Annotated in this window: 13 protein-coding genes; 10 read left to right on the top strand and 3 right to left on the bottom strand. The window is 47.3% G+C overall.

Annotated elements, in window-relative coordinates:
- The first annotated feature begins 34 nt into the window (after window positions 1–34).
- The 8 genes from FD47_RS02525 to FD47_RS02490 all read left to right on the top strand — a co-directional run bounded on the left by FD47_RS02525 (window position 35) and on the right by FD47_RS02490 (window position 9,633).
- Window positions 35–1,171, top strand: a complete 1,137-nt coding sequence (locus tag FD47_RS02525; RefSeq protein ID WP_054732838.1) for an exonuclease SbcCD subunit D — start codon at window positions 35–37, stop codon at window positions 1,169–1,171.
- Window positions 1,168–4,305: an AAA family ATPase gene (locus tag FD47_RS02520; protein ID WP_054732805.1), complete on the top strand. Its 3,138-nt coding sequence runs from the start codon at window positions 1,168–1,170 to the stop codon at window positions 4,303–4,305. The genes FD47_RS02525 and FD47_RS02520 overlap by 4 nt, the downstream gene beginning before the upstream one ends.
- A gap of 199 nt (window positions 4,306–4,504) precedes the next feature.
- A complete protein-coding gene (locus tag FD47_RS02515; RefSeq protein ID WP_056980006.1) occupies window positions 4,505–5,728 on the top strand; it encodes an NADH-dependent flavin oxidoreductase in 1,224 nt (407 codons plus the stop codon).
- Window positions 5,729–5,756: 28 nt separating this feature from the next.
- Complete coding sequence (locus tag FD47_RS02510) at window positions 5,757–6,089, top strand: glycine cleavage system H family protein (RefSeq protein ID WP_008211311.1); 333 nt, start codon at window positions 5,757–5,759, stop codon at window positions 6,087–6,089.
- Window positions 6,090–6,133: 44 nt separating this feature from the next.
- The gene (locus FD47_RS02505; RefSeq protein ID WP_054732812.1) at window positions 6,134–6,928 is read left to right on the top strand and encodes a protein-ADP-ribose hydrolase; all 795 of its coding nucleotides are present in this window, start codon (window positions 6,134–6,136) and stop codon (window positions 6,926–6,928) included.
- Entirely contained in the window at window positions 6,925–7,797 is an 873-nt protein-coding gene (locus FD47_RS02500; RefSeq protein ID WP_056980005.1) for an SIR2 family NAD-dependent protein deacylase, read from the top strand. The genes FD47_RS02505 and FD47_RS02500 overlap by 4 nt, the downstream gene beginning before the upstream one ends.
- An 11-nt stretch (window positions 7,798–7,808) precedes the next feature.
- Window positions 7,809–8,864 (top strand): lipoate--protein ligase, encoded by a 1,056-nt coding sequence (locus FD47_RS02495; protein ID WP_054732815.1) that lies wholly within the window; start codon window positions 7,809–7,811, stop codon window positions 8,862–8,864.
- A 130-nt stretch (window positions 8,865–8,994) separates the two neighbouring features.
- Window positions 8,995–9,633, top strand: coding sequence for a GPP34 family phosphoprotein (locus tag FD47_RS02490; protein ID WP_054732818.1), 639 nt, complete (start codon window positions 8,995–8,997; stop codon window positions 9,631–9,633).
- Window positions 9,634–9,797: 164 nt separating this feature from the next.
- On the opposite strand, the gene FD47_RS02485 is transcribed toward FD47_RS02490, so the two are convergent.
- Window positions 9,798–12,050, bottom strand: a complete 2,253-nt coding sequence (locus tag FD47_RS02485; RefSeq protein ID WP_056980004.1) for a heavy metal translocating P-type ATPase — start codon at window positions 12,048–12,050, stop codon at window positions 9,798–9,800.
- Window positions 12,051–12,225: 175 nt separating this feature from the next.
- On the opposite strand from FD47_RS02485, the gene FD47_RS02480 reads away from it, so the two are divergent.
- Window positions 12,226–12,654: a flavodoxin family protein gene (locus FD47_RS02480; protein WP_054732820.1), complete on the top strand. Its 429-nt coding sequence runs from the start codon at window positions 12,226–12,228 to the stop codon at window positions 12,652–12,654.
- 84 nt (window positions 12,655–12,738) lie between these two features.
- Here FD47_RS02480 and FD47_RS02475 read toward each other — a convergent pair whose 3' ends face one another.
- Entirely contained in the window at window positions 12,739–13,461 is a 723-nt protein-coding gene (locus tag FD47_RS02475; protein ID WP_054732823.1) for a gamma-glutamyl-gamma-aminobutyrate hydrolase family protein, read from the bottom strand.
- A gap of 12 nt (window positions 13,462–13,473) precedes the next feature.
- A complete protein-coding gene (locus FD47_RS02470) occupies window positions 13,474–15,087 on the bottom strand; it encodes a peptide ABC transporter substrate-binding protein (RefSeq protein WP_054732826.1) in 1,614 nt (537 codons plus the stop codon).
- Window positions 15,088–15,671: 584 nt separating this feature from the next.
- Between FD47_RS02470 and FD47_RS02465 the strand changes: the two genes are divergently transcribed.
- Entirely contained in the window at window positions 15,672–16,784 is a 1,113-nt protein-coding gene (locus FD47_RS02465) for an iron-containing alcohol dehydrogenase family protein (protein WP_008211329.1), read from the top strand.
- Window positions 16,785–16,926: the final 142 nt, after the last annotated feature.

Below are 16,926 nucleotides of genomic sequence, written 5' to 3'. Positions count from 1 at the left end.
AGTTTGTAAATGATCAATGAAAGGACCAAATAAGATGCGATTTTTACACACAGCTGACTGGCACATTGGCCGCCGGTTACATGGCTTCGACCTGACTGATGAGCAGGAGGATGCCTTCAGCCAAATTGAACGGATTGCCTTGGCGCATCAAGTTGATGGGGTCATTATTGCCGGTGATCTCTATGATCGGGGGATGCCGGCTGAGAGTGCCGTTGCCCAGTTGAATCAGATGATTCAAAAATTAAACCTTGATGATCACCTGCCGATTTATGCCGTTTCCGGCAATCATGACAGTGCCATTCGATTGGCCACCGGGACGCCCTGGTTTAAAAGTACCCATTTTTATTTACATACACAGCTGGCGCAGGCCTTTGAACCGATTGAATTAGCCGATACGCAATTATTCTTATTGCCGTACTTTGAACCTTTCGATGCGCAACAATACTTTGAAGATGATACGATTCAGCATCTTGATCAGGCCTTTGTTAAAGTGGTTGCCAAGATGAAGACGCTTTTTGATCCCGCCAAGAAGCACGTTCTCGTGGCCCATTTTTTTGTGGCCGGGAGTGCGGTTACTGATTCGGAAACCCAGCTTAAAGTCGGCGGCTTAGCGGCGGTTCCAGAAAAATTGCTTCACGATTTTGATTACGTGGCGCTGGGGCACCTTCACGGAAAGGACGCCCTGCACGCCGATCATGCGAGGTACAGCGGCTCGCCGGTTAAATTTTCACTTTCTGAAGCCAATCAGAAAAAGGGCGTGTTTATCGTGGACACAGATCCGTTCAACTTAACCTTTGTCCCCCTCACCCCGCTGCGGGATGTGAAGCGACTCACCGAATCGTTCGCGACCCTGATGGATGACTCATTTTACGGTACCATCAAACGGGATGACTTTATCGGCATCACGCTCACGGATCGCCAGCCAATTCCCAATGTCTTGGCCCGTCTGCGGGCAATTTACCCGAATATTATTTCACTTGATCGCCTGCACGGATACGATTCGCAAGTGTTTGCCGGCGGCGAGTCGGGGGCCCAAATCCGCCAGAAGAATCCCATGGATTTGCTTTCTGGCTTCTATCAGCAGATTGCAAAGGATGAACTGACGACTCAACAGCGAAAGTGGGCACAAGCGGCCCTCAAGATTGCCCGTAAGGAGGGTCAGCAATCATGAAACCATTACAATTGACACTCATCAATTTTGGTCCGTATGAACATGAAACCATTGATTTTACGAAATTGGCTGGGGCCTCCGTCTTTCTGATTTCTGGCAAAACCGGTAGCGGCAAAACCACGATTTTTGATGCCATTACCTTTGCATTGTACGGAGAGAGCGCAACTGACGATCGTTCGGCTCAAAGCCTGCGGTCGGACTTTGCCGATCCCCGGGTGCCAACGGAAGTCGATTTAACGTTTGAACATCAGGGGACGGTTTATCAGGTCAACCGGCAACCCAAACAAACCCTTGATAAGAAACGTGGAACCGGCCAAAAGACTTATGAAAGCACGGGTAAATTGGCGATTTTTGATGACCAGGGCAAGAAACAGCAGGAAATCACCAAAATGCGGGATATTAACATTAAATTGCGTGACGTTCTCCAAATTGGCCCAAAACAGTTTGTTCAAATCGTTCTCTTGCCACAAGGGGACTTTCGGCGGTTCTTGGTGGCCTCGAGTACCGATAAAGAAACCGTTTTGCGGAAAATTTTTCGAACCCAACTTTATCAACGGTGGGGGGACGCGCTCAAGGACATGCTGAAGGCCCAGAAGGCTAAGATCAAAACCGCAAATAATGCGATTGAACAGGACTTGAAGCAGGTTCAATGGCTGGACGCCCCTGCCGACATTGCTAACCAACCGGTTTCCGATCAAATTGCTGTTTTAACTGCCCAACAAGCGCAGGCAACTGCAGCGTTGAAAGACATCCAGAAGCAGCAATTGACCGCACAAACGAACTATGAAACGGCCAATACGCAACTTTCCAACGACGCGCGAATGAATGATCAAATTATGGGTTTGGAGCGCCAGAAGCAACAGCAGATCACCCTTCAATCGCAACAAGATCAATATCGCCAATTACAGCAGCAGATCGAACATCTGACGTGGGCTAACACTTTGAAGCCGCAGTATGATCGGCTACAGGAGCTTCAAGCGGACGTTGAGGCTGATCAGAAGCAGTTAACGACCATTTTAGTGGCGATTAATCGATCTTCAAAGCGTCAAGCGGACCAACAGGCAACTCAACAACAATTACAACGGCAGCAGTCCAGTCAGGATCAACGATTGCATGACCAAACCATTTTAGTCCGGCAACGACCTGCTTTCCAAAAAGTAGCAGCCTTAAAGGATCAATTAACCAGCGCCCAAACAACCTTTACCAAGATCAATGATCATCTGACAGCCCAAAAGCAGCAAATTGCGGATCTAAACCAACGGTCTAATCAGTTAGCCGAAAAATTGGCTGAGCGGCCGGCAATTAGTGATTCGCTTGCACAACTCAGGCAAACTGGCGAATGGCTGCTAAATGCCAAAAAGCAGGTTGACCAGTTGACTGATCGCCAGACGGGCATTCAGCAGCTGACCGAACAAATCAGTCGTGATTCCAAGCGGCTTGACGATCTCGCCGTGCAAGTGACTTCGCAACAAACCGCGTATGATCAGCTGCGAAATGCTTGGCTTAGTAATCAAATTGCCAACCTTGTCGATCAACTGGCGCCCGGAACGCCATGCCCGGTTTGTGGAAGCCGAACTCATCCCAGTCCCGCGCAAGTGGCGGATTTACCACAGGTCAGCGATACCCAGATTAAGCAGGCTGAACAGCAATTGCAGACGATTAAAAGCCGTCAGGCTGGGGCCAGCTCGAAACTTAGTGAAGAAAATAAGCACTTAAGCGATCAGAAGCAACGCCTTGAGCAAGATTTTGCGGCCCTTCTGACTGAGTTTAAACAGCGAGAAGTTGCCAATGAGGAGACCCAAAGTTTGCCAGCCCTTTCCCAGCTGATTGCCAATCAGTTGGCAGATAATCAAAATCAACAGCAGCTTCTCGACAAACAGCTTAGTGACCTTAAACGGAAAGCCGAACAGCGGGAGACGATTCAGCAGCAGCTGGAAACCTCTCAGAAACAAGTCGATCAACTTCAAGTAGATTACCAAGACGCCCAGAGTGCCTGCCAAAAATACCAAGTTCAGCTCAATGACGTCCAGGAGAGCTTGCCGGCCGATTTTGCAAATTTACAGGAACTGGATGATCATTTGGCAGAATTAAAACGACTGAGTGCCAACTTTGACCAGGCGGTGTCGGATAATCGCCAGGCGCTTCAGAACGCGGCTGCTGAATTAGCGACGGCCAATGGGAAAAAGGTGACCCTGGATCGGTCATTGGCTGACACGAAAAATAAGATTGCCAAGATTCAGAACGCCCTTACAACTGCGATCAATCAGCAGTTCCACACAACTGACTGGCACATTCTGCAAGAACTTCTGGGCCAGCTTGACACGCTGGATAAAAAGCAAGCCCAACTAGTGGATTATCAAGATCAACTAAAGAACGTTGCCGCAGCAATTACGACTTACCAAAAGATTATTGGTGATCATCAACCTGTGGATTTGGATGCAAAAAAAGCTCGGGTTGCGCAGTTAGCAGCTATTCGAGACGAATTAACCGATCGCTATTCAAAGGCGCACGATGTGGCGTTATTTAATAATGATCGTCTTAAACGGATTAAACAAAATGACCAAGCAATTCACGACCAGCTGGAACAGACGACTGAACTTGAGCAACTGGTTCAGACGGTGAGTGGTGATAGTGACGCCAAGCTTGGTTTGGAACGCTATGTTCTGCGAGCAGAATTAATTGAAATTTTGCAAGTTGCCAATGAGCATTTGAAACAGTTGAGTTCGGGACGGTACTTCTTGCAGCTTCATAAGGAAGCCGGCACCTACCAGAAAGATACCGGCTTGGAAATTGACGTTTATGATGATAACGTTGGCCAAACACGCAGTGTCCACACGCTATCCGGCGGTGAGAGTTTTATTGCCGCGTTAAGCTTGGCCCTGGCGCTGGGCGAAGTGATTCAAAACGAATCTGGTGGTATTAGCATTGATACGTTGTTTGTTGACGAGGGATTTGGATCGTTGGATCAAGAGTCGTTGGCAATGGCAATGGGCGCCTTGGAAAATATTGAGAGCAATAGTCGGATGATCGGCATTATCAGTCATGTGACAATGCTGCAAGAAAGTATTCCCTATCAGATCAAAGTTCAGGCCCAGGGACAGGGGAAGAGCACCACGTCAGTTATTCGTCCCTAACAGCGCTAGCGACTTTTAGAGCAACTGGTTAGCGTCATGGAAAGCGCAGATAACCAGCTCTTTTGACCGATCGTCAACCCATTATAAACATTAATACAGCAATCAATGAACCGCTTTCACAAAAGCGGCTGTCCCGTGGTATACTTGAATTACGCATAAAATAATAGTGTGCAATGGGATGGAGGTATTTTCAGCGAATATGACACAACAAGTCACGAGTAAGTATCAACCATTATTCTTACCAATCACATTTCCAAATGGCATTCAGTTACCAAATCGATTTTCGCTTAATCCAATCACGCTCAACGCGTCAACCAGTGAAGGTTACGTTACAGATGCGGATGTCGCGTATGCAAAACGCCGGGCAAAGTCTGCCCCGCTTCAGATCACGACCGCTGCGTATATTGAAGAATATGCGCAACTTTTTGAGTACGGCCCGAGTGTCCGAAATGACACATATATCAAGGGGTTGTCGCGGTTAGCCAAGGCGATGAAGGCAAGTGGTGCGAAAGCCATTCTTCAATTGACCCATGCTGGTCGATTTGCCCGGATTAGCTTGAAAGACTTCGGGGTTGTTTATGGGCCCAGTGAGATGCACCTTAATTCCCCAGTCAAACATGAAGTACTGGCGATGAGCCAACGCAAGATTCACCACGTGATTCAACAATACGCCGACGCAACGCGCAGGGCAATTAAAGCTGGTTTTGACGGGGTCGAAATTTCTAATGCTCAGCGTCTGCTTCCCCAACAGTTCTTCTCAAAGTTTTCAAATCAGCGCACGGATGAATATGGCGCTCAGTCAGTTGAAAATCGCGCCCGGTTTGGTGTTGAAGTCATGCAGGCCGTTCAACGGGTTGTCGATGAGGAACATGCTGATCAATTCATCATTGGCTTTCGGGGTACCCCGGAAGAAACCAGGGGATCGGAAATTGGCTACACAGTTGATGAATTTAATCAGTATTTCGACAGACTGTTAGACGTTGCCGATGTCCAGTACTTTGCCATCGCTAGTTGGGGTCACGATATTTTTCGGGAGAAAGTCCGTTCTGGCAACCACCGTGGTGAGCTGGTTAATGATGTTGTCACTAACCATATGAAAGGCAAAGTGCCAGTGATCGCCACCGGCGGGATTAATTCCGCCGACAAGGCGCTGGAAGCTTTGCAGCATGCGGACATGGTCGGTGGTTCATCGATGTTTATTACCGAACCGGACTTTGTACCTAAACTGGCGGCTGGTAAGGAAGATCAGATTGACCTGTCGCTCACTGATGAGAAGTGGCACGATCTCGCAATTCCGGCGAATGCGTTTAAAGATATCGTTGAATTTATGGACTTTGGCGGATCGTTATCCAAGCAAACCCGGGATGAAATTCGCGAAGAGCCCCGTCAGGGATCGGTTGATTATTTCAATAAGTATCAATAACTTGTTAAAAGCGAAAGGAAAATCATTTATGAAAAAACGTGGAGATTATCTATTTGTTGACGAAGAAAACGGCACTTACACCATTTCATTAACCCCTGAATTACAGGATGATATTGGAACGGTTGGCTACGTGGAGTTCAAGAACGACGATGATGTTGCCAAGGGCGATCCGATCGCCAAGCTTGAAGCCTCCAAGACGGTGCTCGACGTTCCGGCACCCTTATCAGGAAAGGTCGTTGCAAAGAACACCAAACTTGAAGACGATCCAAAACTGTTAAATTCAGCCAACGACAACGAAAATTGGCTGGTGAAATTAACCGATGTTGACGAGTCGGCGTTTGACGCTTTGAAGAATGCGTAATTTTTTGAATGTAAGAACGACCATGTGAGAAAGGGGGAGGAGATATGACCAGTCAGCAGCAACGACGCCAATATCTAATCGACTATTTACAAACGGAACGGGTCAATGAGCTGCATGTTAAACCCGAGCCGATTCCTGACGATGAGGCCGGTCAGAGACGATTGTTGCATCGATTATTCAATCTCCGAGAACCCGTGCCGGCGAGTCGTCAATTTATCAAGATTCAGGACGAGTATCTGGATCACCTTATCCATGAGAAACCAATTATTCAAAAGGCGGATTTAACGGCTATTCGTCCCAAAATTTACTTGTGGCGCGGTGATTTAACCCAGCTGGCAGTGGCCGCGATCGTGAACCCGGCGAATTCAAGAATGTTAGGGTGCTTTATTCCCAATCACCATTGTTTGGATAACCAAATTCACACGAAAGCTGGTATTCAGCTCAGATTGGCTGATCAACAAGCTATGGGCGATGAGACCGTGGAGGCAGTTGGAAATGCTAAGATTACCCCGGGATTTAACCTCCCTGCAGCCAACGTTATTCACACGGTTGGCCCCGTTATTATTCACCAAGTAACCCCGCTGCGTCGGGATTTGCTGGCAAAGTCATACCGTTCGTGTATGACACTGGCGACGAAGAAGGGGTTATCTGAGATTGCCTTTTGTTGTATTTCAACTGGGGAGTTTCGTTTTCCTCATGATCTGGCGGCGCAAATTGCCATCAAAACGGTTACTGATTTTCTGAGGGATCAACCGCAGGCGCCTGACGTGATTTTCGCCGTTAATAATGAAACCGATTACGAATTGTATCAACAAAGTTTGGAGCGAAAGAGATCATGAAACAGACAACTGAAATTTGGCGGACGGCCCAACAATCCGGGACCGAAGCTGATCAACTCCGATCATTGATAACTGAAGCTGACGCAACGGTCATTGGAATTGGCGCGGGGATGCCGGCTGCCGATGGATTCATGTATACCGGACCACGGTTTGAAAAGCCATTTGCTGACTTTATCGAAAAGTATCACTTCTATGACATGCTGCAAGGCTTTCTGGCCGATTTTGAGGATTGGTCGGAATACTGGGCGTTTGAAAGCCGGTTTGTTCTATTGAATGGCATTGAACAGCCGGAAGGCAAACTGTACCATCATTTTCAGCAATTCCTCGATGGCCAGAAAGTCAACTACACAATTATCAATACCAATGGCGATAATACGTTGGAAAAGGCCCATTTTGACCGGGATCGGGTATTTAATTATCAGGGGCAGTATTCGCGGCTGCAATGTTCGAAATTTTGTACGCCCGTGACTTACCGCAACGATGATTTAATTCGCCAAATGGTGCGGGATCAGCGGAATATGCGGGTTCCAGAAGATCTCATTCCGAGATGCCCAAATTGTGGGGCCCCGCTTGAGGTTAATAAGCGGACCGATGCCGGCATGGTTGAAGACGCTGAGTGGCACCGCGAATCAACCCTTTACCATCAGTTTATTGATAAGTGGGCTGGTAAGAAGGTCTTGTTTCTCGAAATTGGGGTCGGTAATACGACACCGTGGATTATTCGCCAGCCGTTTTGGCGGATGACTAGCCAGAACCCCAATGCTCGATATGTGATGGTCAATCAAAAGGACTATAAAATTCCTGAAGCGGTTCAAAATCAAAGCTTCAGATTGACTCAGGATATGAATGACATTATTGGTAATTTATAGGGGGATTTCGAATGTACGTTGTCGAATTAAAGCGTGATGGTAAGCGAATTTACGATGGCGCTCTTGCATTAGCCAGTCAGGTTTGGTGTATGAACCATTTATTTTTGGATGAGCCAATTCTGTTTCCGTATAATTGTGATCCGAAGATCGAAATTGGCCAGTTTCAAAACGCCCGTCAGGAGATTAATCAGCAGGTCGTTGATCAGCGGCATATTCAGGTTGTCCGCCGCGACACCGGTGGGGGATCAGTTTATTGTGACCGCCACGGAATCAACTTCTGTTTCTTAGCCGATGAGGCAACTCCGGATTTATACGGAAACTTTTCCAAAATGTATCGACCAGCAATCGACGCTCTAAAATCGTTAGGGGTGAAAAATATTGTGGACAGCGGCCGTAATGACCTGACCGTGGATGGCAAGAAGATCTCCGGCGGAGCGATGGCAATTGTTAATCACCGGATTTACGGTGGCTTTTCACTGATGCTTGATATTGACTATGACAGTATGGTGCAGTCGTTGACGCCGAATGAAAAGAAGTTGATCTCGAAGGGAATTAAGTCGGTTAAAGCTCGGGTTACTGATATTCGCAGTCATCTGGCTCCTGAATATCAGGACCTTACGCCTGAAGAATTCATGCAAATCATGACCCGAAAGATTGTGGGGGTCACTTCCGATAAGGACATCAAGTATTACACGTTAACTGACGATGATTGGCGGCAGATTGACGAACTGGCTGCCCGGAAATATAAGAATTGGGATTGGAATTACGGGGCTGCTCCGGAATATCAGTTTGAACATGACGTTCATTTAGCGAACGTTGGGACCGTCGAGGTTTATGTAACCGTTGACAATGGGAAAATTAAGGCGCTTTCTATCAATGGTGACTTCTTTGGCAAGGGCAATCACCAAGAATTAATTGATACCCTGGTTGGCGTTAAAATTCGCCGCGAAGATCTTGAGGGAACACTGAAAAATGTTGATCTCAATTACTATGTGAATGGTCTTCAAAAGGATCAGTTGATTGATTTGATCCTTGGGGACAAGGTGCTGGTTAAGCAGGCAAAATAAATTGGAATTTAGAGGGTTGGTTTAATCAGATGGAATAATGAATCCGTTTTCTTGAATGGGCTTCCAAAATAAGCTACCTTTAACTTGAGAGAGGTTAGGCACGATTGTTTTAGGGGAAAGGATGTTTATTATGAAAGAAATCAGTTATACCCAAGCATTCACAATTTTGGTTTTAAACCAAAAGCCCAAGTTGAACGCATTCAAGGATCGGCGAATTGCCGCATGCCTGTTAATTTCGGAGCTCGTTGAATTAATGCGCAGTCGGACAGTTCGAACAACGGGTGCTAATCGGATGGTGGTTGCGCCAGTTGAAACGACCGATATCGATTATCTTCAACCAATTTTACGTGATCTCAAGGGTCGCGATCCCGAAACGATGGTTAATTACGTTAAAAGCGCCGTTCTTTCACTTCGAAAGCGCCGGGTGTTAACCTTTGCCAAAGCCGTTTGCGACTCACTGATTAAATCTGGCCGCATCGAAGAAGACGATCGGCGCTACTATGTGACCCAAACGATGGCTTATCGATTGGTTACTGAGGTTTACAATGACCTTTTGGGTGATAAGGAACCGGCCGATCAAACGGTGATGTTGGCAATTCTCTTAATCAATTCGGGTCTTTTGAAGGACTACTATCCAAAGGCTGAAGCCGATAAGATCAAAGATCTGATTGAACAAACGGCGCACCCCGATAAATATCTGTTGGTTTCAGACGTTATCAAACGCATCAACCACGTAGTTGCCGAGATTGTATCGGCAGTTGAGTCTTGAGATGGTTAAAATTCAGTTGATATTAACAAGTTCATCGGGGATGGCGCTTCATAATTACTAACAAACAATCTAAAATCTGGCGCCGCAGTATTGATGTCATCAATACCAGCAACGCCAGATTTTAGATTGTTTTTACTGTTATAGTTAGTTTTGAACAAGAAAGATTAAGCAGTCGCGGCTGTGATCTTCTTGCCAGTCAGGCCCATCGCGTTTAGCGCAACGATCACCGTGGAAAGGCCCATGACGGCGGCCCCAACGGCTGGATCGAGGATCAAGCCGGCAAACGCCAGGATTCCGGCGGCAAGGGGAATCGCAACGATGTTGTAGCCGGCTCCCCACCAAAGGTTTTGAACCATTTTTCGATTAGTCAGCTTTGCTAAATCAAGGAAGTGGTTGATATCACTTGGATCGGACTTAACTAAGATGACATCCGCCGAGTCAATTGCCACGTCGGTTCCTGCGCCAACCGCAATTCCAATGTTGGCCTGAGCCAAGCTTGGCGCGTCGTTGACACCGTCACCAACCATGATTACGTGGTGGCCGGCAGCCTGATATTTTGCGACGATCTTTTGCTTATCATTTGGCAGCAGGCCGGCGTGAAATTCATCTAATCCCAACAAATGAGCGACGTGTTCAGCGGCCTTCTGGTTATCTCCGGTCAACATGACTGGGGTGATACCACGAGACTTAAGGCTGCTAATTAAGGATTTCGCCCCGGCCTTAATGGTGTCACCTTCCGCAACCATTCCTTGAACCTGATCATCAGCGAGCAGAAAACTAACGGAATTTCCCTTTTCGGCCCATTGGTCTGCACTCGCTTGGTCATAGGTGATACCTTGCTGCTGCAGGTACTTACCGTTCACAATTGTATAGTGGGTGCCATCAATATCACCGGAAATCCCAACACCAGGAATGGTTTGTGAGTTGGCTGCCGAAGCAACTTTGACGTGTTCACTTTGGGCTTTGGCAATAATTGCCTGGGCCAGCGGGTGAGTTGAATTGCTTTCCAATGCTGCCAAGTGGGCTAACAATGTTTTTTGATCGGTTTTGGCGGTTGGTACCAGGGCATTCACCGTGAATTTGCCTTCCGTCAACGTTCCGGTTTTGTCTAACAGGACGTGACTAACCCGTTGACTTTCCTCAATTGCCTGGCGATTACGAACAAGCAGCCCGTTTTGGGCGCCAATTGACGTTGAGCGGGAAACCACTAGGGGAATTGCAAGTCCCAAAGCGTGGGGGCAGGCAATGACGAAGACGGTGACCATTCTGGTCATGGCCGTTTCTAAGCCCTGCGGCAGCCATGCAAAGAAGGCGATGATGCCAACGAAGAAGGCCGCATAAAAGAGATATTTCGCAACCTTATCGGCCTTATCCTCGGCTTTTGATTTGGATTGCTGCGCATTTTTGACCATCTTCATGACTTGTGACAGGTAGCCCGAATCACCGGTTCCGGTAATTTTGACGGTTAGCGTGCCGTTATTATTGGTGGCACCACCGATGACCTTATCGCCAACCTGTTTGGAAACAGCGGCGGATTCACCGGTGACCAGCGCTTCGTTAATGGTGGATTGCCCATCAGTGACTGTTCCGTCGGCAGGGATGCTTTCACCTGCCCGAACCTGAAACAACTGGCCGACCTTTAAATCGGCGACTTGAACGTCTTGGACTTCACCATCAGCCCTTACCAGATGAGCGGTCTTAGGAAGCAGGGCGGCCATTTTTTGTAGCGCGTCGCCGGCTCCCATCAAGGCGTTCATTTCGATCCAGTGGCCCAGCAACATAATTAAAATCAGGGTTGCCAATTCGAATGAGAAGTCCATCACGTGATTGGCTGGGCTCAAGAAGTTATTTGCGATGAATGCATACAGACTGTAAAAATACGAAACCGAAATCCCCAGCGTGACCAGCGTCATCATTTCTGGTGATTTATCCTGCAATTCGTATTTGGCACCCTTTAAAAAGGGGGCGCCGCCGTAAAAGTAGAGGGCAGTATCAAATAAAATGATGATGATCCCCGTTATCAGCGGAGCGTTAAAATTCAAAATCGACATGTTAAGGCCCATGATGGGGGCTAGTAGCAATACCGGAATTGCGAGAACCACTGACGCCCAGAATTTTTGCTTTAAATTCCCCATGTGCATCATATGACCGCCATGCATCATCATATCGCCGCTCATATCCATGTCATCCATGGATTGATTATTCATGGCCATATGATGATCCATTGACGCGTGATCGTGATCCATTTTCATGTGGCCATGATCCATCCCCGCCATTGAGTCTGGATGCTCGGATGTCATTTTCATGCCCTTCATGGTCTGGTGCTCGTCTTCGGGCATCTTCATGTCAGAATCGGTCATCGAATCCGGTTCCGGTTGGTGGTTCATCGCCGCCATTTTATCGTTCTTATTTGCCATATTTGACCCCTCCTTTGCCGGTCATTAAGGCCGACCTTGCTTTTCGGTTAAATCATTCAACAATTACAGTCTACAATTGTAAACTTTAAAAAGCAAGGATAGCCATTTATTTTATTTCTTGAGGCCAATGACGCGTATAATCAGGAGTAATCAATGAAGAAGGAACTGATTTCAAATGAAAATTGCCGTTCGTTACTATTCGCGTTCTGGAAGCACCAAGAAACTTGCCGATGCGGTTGCTCAAGCTGTGGGCGTGACCGCGCAGACAACCGATCAGCCACTGGCAGAACCGGTGGATCTATTGTTTGTTGGGGGTGCCCCGTACGTCGGTTCGCAGTTGGACGGGCATCTGCGTGAATTTTTGCATCAACTGACCTACGAACAGGTTAAACAAATTGCCGTCTTCAGTACATCAAACTGGAAAATGTCGATTTATAACCAAACTCACCGGGCTTTGCGGGATGACCGGATCCAAATCGTTGACCGGGGTTACATGGGCCGCGGCGCGCTTGGGGTCATCAACCAGTCTCACCCAACCCCTGAGGAATGTGCCGATGCCGCAGATTATGCGAGAAAAACGGTGGCTAGATTATCAAACGGGTAATGAGGACTTGCCCACCAATGCAGAAAAAAGGTGCATCGATGTCGTTTTAATGCGACTCGGATGCACCTTGCTTTTTTGATCGATTTATTTTGGTGATTTTGCCCGGTCAACGAAATAATTGAAAATCCGTTGAAACTCGGGATGCTTTTCCGCCATCATTTCCGGGTGAAAATCCACGCCGATCACGTTACCGTCCTCAGACTCAATCCCTTCGACGACCTGATCATCACTGGCAGCGATCTGCTTTAAATGATCTCCAAGTTGATGAATGCCTTGATGATGAAAGGAGTTGACTAAAAAACGGTTACCCAAAATCTGGTTCAGCCACGAGCCGGCAGTCGTTGTGATGTGGTGGGTGGGAATTTCCCAAGAAGTCGGGTATTGATTATGTTTTAACGAGGCGCCGGCCTGTTTGTAGACGTCTTGGTAGAGGGTGCCGCCAAGGGCAACGTTTAGGATTTGGATTCCCCGGCAGATACCAAGGATTGGCTTTCCCGCTGCCACGGCGGCTTTGACCAGGGCAATTTCAAATTGATCCCGATAAACGTCCGTTTCGGCCACTTCTCTGAGGGGCTCCTCGCCGTAAAGGGCGGGGGTAACACCCTGGCCGCCCGAAAGCAGAAGACCGTCAACGCTGTCAATGTAGTCGCCGGCGTCGGCTGGGGCGCCAAGCGGAAGAACGAAGGGTAAGCCGGCGGCCCGCTTAATACCGTTCACGTAGTCAATTTGGATGTAGTCAATATAGTTCGTGTCAAATCGTGGGTTTGGATGGATGAGATGGTTACTTGCGATACCAATTTTTACCATTATTTACCTCCGTTACTTCCAGCTGCCATATTCATACTTCTGGTAGCCAATGAGTGGATAATCGATACCTTTGACTTTATTGCTTAACAAATGAACCGATGAATACTGATAGAGTGGCGTGATTCCCTGTAGTTGGTTCAAAAGGCTGGCGGCGCGCTGCTGAAGCTTAATCCGTTGCGCCGGGGTCTGGTTTTTCGTGTCGTTAATTTGATCGATGAGGGCCTGATACTTCGGATTGGTCCACTTGGTGAAGTTGATCACGCCCGCTTTGGAAGCCAAATTCAGGTAGTCGATTGGATCGGGGAAGTCGGTGGACCACCCAAGCGTTCCGGCCTGGAAGTTGTGATTGGAAAAGTTTGAAATTTCTTGCTGAAGGGGCAGCGACCGAACGGACACATTCAGATCTGGCGAAATCTTTTTGGACTGTGCCTGAATGTATTCCGCCACGGCTTTATAGGCGTCGGTGTCAGCAGAAATTAACTGAAAACTAATCTTCTTTCGGCCAAGCTGCTGCTGAGCCCGGGCAAAATACTTTTTGGCCGCGGCTAAATTATACGTCAATTTATGGGTGACACCGGCGTTAAAGTCCTTGCCGCTTGCATCCTTGACCTCACCTTCAGGAACGACTGATTGTGCCGGGGTTGAGCCATCGTTTAAGACGTGTTTGGCCAATTGCTTGCGGTTGATGGCGTAACTAATTGCTCGGCGAAGGTTCAAATTACGGGTGGTCTTGTCGTAGTTGTTCCACGGGATAAATGCGAGCTGGCCGTATTGGCGAATCTTGAGCTCGTTTTTAAACTGCTTTCGGGCATCGTTGACCCAACTCCCGGAAATTTGAGTTTCGTCAACCGATCCTGATTGAAACAGTTTAAAGCTCGTCTGGGGCGAACCAACCACTTGGAAGTGAATCCTTTTAATGGCAACCCGCTTTGCATCGTAGTACTTCGGGTTGGTCACGAGATTCCAAGTATCCTTCGAGGAATTCCAGTTACGAATTTGGTAGGCGCCGTCGGAAACGGCATGCGATGAATCCTGCCCGTATTGATTCCCCCATTTGGCGAGCGCGGACGTTTCGATTGGATAGATTTGCGTGGCAATGACGTAGTTATAGTAGGGGATGGCGTGGCTCAGATTAATTTGCAGTTTGTCGTTGCCAAGGGCCTTAATTCCTAACCTTTTGGGGGTTAATTTCCCGGTGTTCACTTTGGTGTAGTTCACCAAATCACTTAAATGACCGGCCCGCTGAGACTTCGTTTTGGGTTCAACCTGACGCCGCGCTGAATTAACGAAGTCGTAGGCTGTCACCCGTTTGCCATCATTCCACTTTGCGGTTTTTCGGAGGGTGAACGTGTAGGTTTTACCATGGTTGGTCGGCTTGACAATTTTAGTTGCCACAGACGGCACAATTTTCCCCTGATTATTTTGTTTATAAAGGCCCTCTAACACCTGATTGATGGCTAAATAACTGCCGACATCCGTTGCCCGGTTGGGATCAACGGTGATCACGTTGGCCTGCGCCGTGGTTTTAAAGACCTTATCCTGATTGCTGGTTTGCTTTTTGCCGCAGCCGCTTAGGACGAGTAATCCCAGAGCGAGTGTCACGACGGCCAGTGATTGTTTTTTCATGATGATGTCCCTCCAATGTTATTCAGTCAGAATCTTGGTAATGGATTGTATTCAGGACCAAAAATCGCCCCTCAGCCAAATGAATTGACTAAGGGACGATTTCTCGTGTTACCACCCTAAATTCGTGTCCAAGACACCTCTTCAATACCTTTCGATATCAGGGAAAATAACGGTTCCTACCGTTCGCCATGCGTGAACATGACATCCCCATCAACGGGCTCATCTTCACCAGTCAATCACCGTTCTTTTCCATCAACCGAACTCTCTTCACATGATTTTGTGGTTACTCTTCCTTGGGGTTTCTAACTGAAAATTAATTTAGACTCATCATATAGAGACCTGGATCGAATGTCAATGACTATTTTCGGCAAATTGGCGAGCGTTCTTTACAGTTTAATGACGTTCATAAAAGCGGTTGACATTGATGGGATTTAGAATTAGAATTCCTTTCATTAAGTTAATTATAATATTATTTTATTTGATCCTTGCACGTGACGTTCCGATGTCACTTGCAGGGATCCTGACATAGCGCTTGATTAAAGCGCGTCAGTGCCGTGGATTTTACTTATTTTGGAGGGATTTATATGATGATTTCAAGAATTGGACCGCAAGAATATTTGTCAGGTGACAAGGCGTACGACTATTTGCCGCAATACATAAAGAGCAACGATTACACCCGCGTGTTATTCCTTCACGGCACAAAATCTTTAAACGCGGCAAAACCATACTTACCTCAATGGGCACCAGAGGTCGACGTTGACGATGTGTTATTCAACGGCGAGTGTTCACCAGATGAAATTGCCCGGATTCGTGGGATCATCCGCGATCACGACATTCAATTGGTGATTGGCCTTGGCGGTGGGAAGTGTATCGATACGGCCAAAAGTGCGGCGCATTATGAGCACCGGCCATTTGCGGCGATTCCAACCTTGGCAAGTAACTGTGCGCCGTGGTCGTGTTTGAGCGTCCGGTACAAAGAAAATGGCGAACACATCGATCATGAAGTTTATGATAATGCCAATGCGCTTTTGATGATTAATCCTAAAGTGATCATGAATTCACCGATTGACTACTTTGTAGCTGGGATTGGTGACACGTTGGCCAAGTTTTATGAGTCGGAATTGATTTTCAAAGACCTGTTGAGTAAGAAACCGCTAAATGTTGCCCTTACGATTTCGAAGCAAATGTCTGAGAATTGTCGCGAAGTCCTCCTCAACCAATCAGTTGCCGCGCTTAACGACATGAAAGCCGGAAAGATTACTTCCGAATGGATGAACGTTGTCGAAACGATTATTGTGACTGCTGGAACCGTTGGTGGTTGGGGAGATGAGTACAGCCGATCAACGGGGGCGCACTCGGTTCATGACGCGCTGACAACGTTTGATGAAACGAAGCCCTTGCTGCACGGTGAACGGGTTGCGTATGGTAATTTGGTTCAGCTGTCATTGGAACAGCACTATGATGCCTTGCAGACACTGCTTAAATTGTACGGCACGTTGAAATTACCGCGCTCATTGAAGGAACTTGGCTTTAAAAATCCTGACGATCAGCTGGTTCACGCGATTGCTGCGGAGACAGTGACACCAGAAAAAGCCATCCACTTGCTGCCGTTTAAGGTAACGGAACCAGATGTTGCCGAGGCGATTAGTAACTTGGAGAAGATTACCGATAAGTATTTGGCGAGGATGAGTGCCTGAAGGAATAAAACTTAAAAAGTTATGTTGACAATTTTAGAAATACGATTTATCATTTCAAATATTAAATTTATTAACTTAATATTAAACGTTGATGAGAAGAAGTAACTTATTAAACTAACGCGTTGTGCTAGTTATGAAATAT

The sequence above is a fragment of the Lentilactobacillus parafarraginis DSM 18390 = JCM 14109 genome (assembly GCF_001435895.1).
Lineage (GTDB): Bacteria > Bacillota > Bacilli > Lactobacillales > Lactobacillaceae > Lentilactobacillus > Lentilactobacillus parafarraginis.
Note: the sequence above shows the minus strand (reverse complement) of the source record. Positions and strands in the feature narration are given on the sequence as shown.

Coding starts and splice junctions, on each gene's coding strand:
- FD47_RS02525 (WP_054732838.1), top strand. CDS start 35: ATGCGATTTTTACACACAGCTGACTGGCACATTGGCCGCCGGTTACAT.
- FD47_RS02520 (WP_054732805.1), top strand. CDS start 1,168: ATGAAACCATTACAATTGACACTCATCAATTTTGGTCCGTATGAACAT.
- FD47_RS02515 (WP_056980006.1), top strand. CDS start 4,505: ATGACACAACAAGTCACGAGTAAGTATCAACCATTATTCTTACCAATC.
- FD47_RS02510 (WP_008211311.1), top strand. CDS start 5,757: ATGAAAAAACGTGGAGATTATCTATTTGTTGACGAAGAAAACGGCACT.
- FD47_RS02505 (WP_054732812.1), top strand. CDS start 6,134: ATGACCAGTCAGCAGCAACGACGCCAATATCTAATCGACTATTTACAA.
- FD47_RS02500 (WP_056980005.1), top strand. CDS start 6,925: ATGAAACAGACAACTGAAATTTGGCGGACGGCCCAACAATCCGGGACC.
- FD47_RS02495 (WP_054732815.1), top strand. CDS start 7,809: ATGTACGTTGTCGAATTAAAGCGTGATGGTAAGCGAATTTACGATGGC.
- FD47_RS02490 (WP_054732818.1), top strand. CDS start 8,995: ATGAAAGAAATCAGTTATACCCAAGCATTCACAATTTTGGTTTTAAAC.
- FD47_RS02485 (WP_056980004.1), bottom strand. CDS start 12,050: ATGGCAAATAAGAACGATAAAATGGCGGCGATGAACCACCAACCGGAA.
- FD47_RS02480 (WP_054732820.1), top strand. CDS start 12,226: ATGAAAATTGCCGTTCGTTACTATTCGCGTTCTGGAAGCACCAAGAAA.
- FD47_RS02475 (WP_054732823.1), bottom strand. CDS start 13,461: ATGGTAAAAATTGGTATCGCAAGTAACCATCTCATCCATCCAAACCCA.
- FD47_RS02470 (WP_054732826.1), bottom strand. CDS start 15,087: ATGAAAAAACAATCACTGGCCGTCGTGACACTCGCTCTGGGATTACTC.
- FD47_RS02465 (WP_008211329.1), top strand. CDS start 15,672: ATGATGATTTCAAGAATTGGACCGCAAGAATATTTGTCAGGTGACAAG.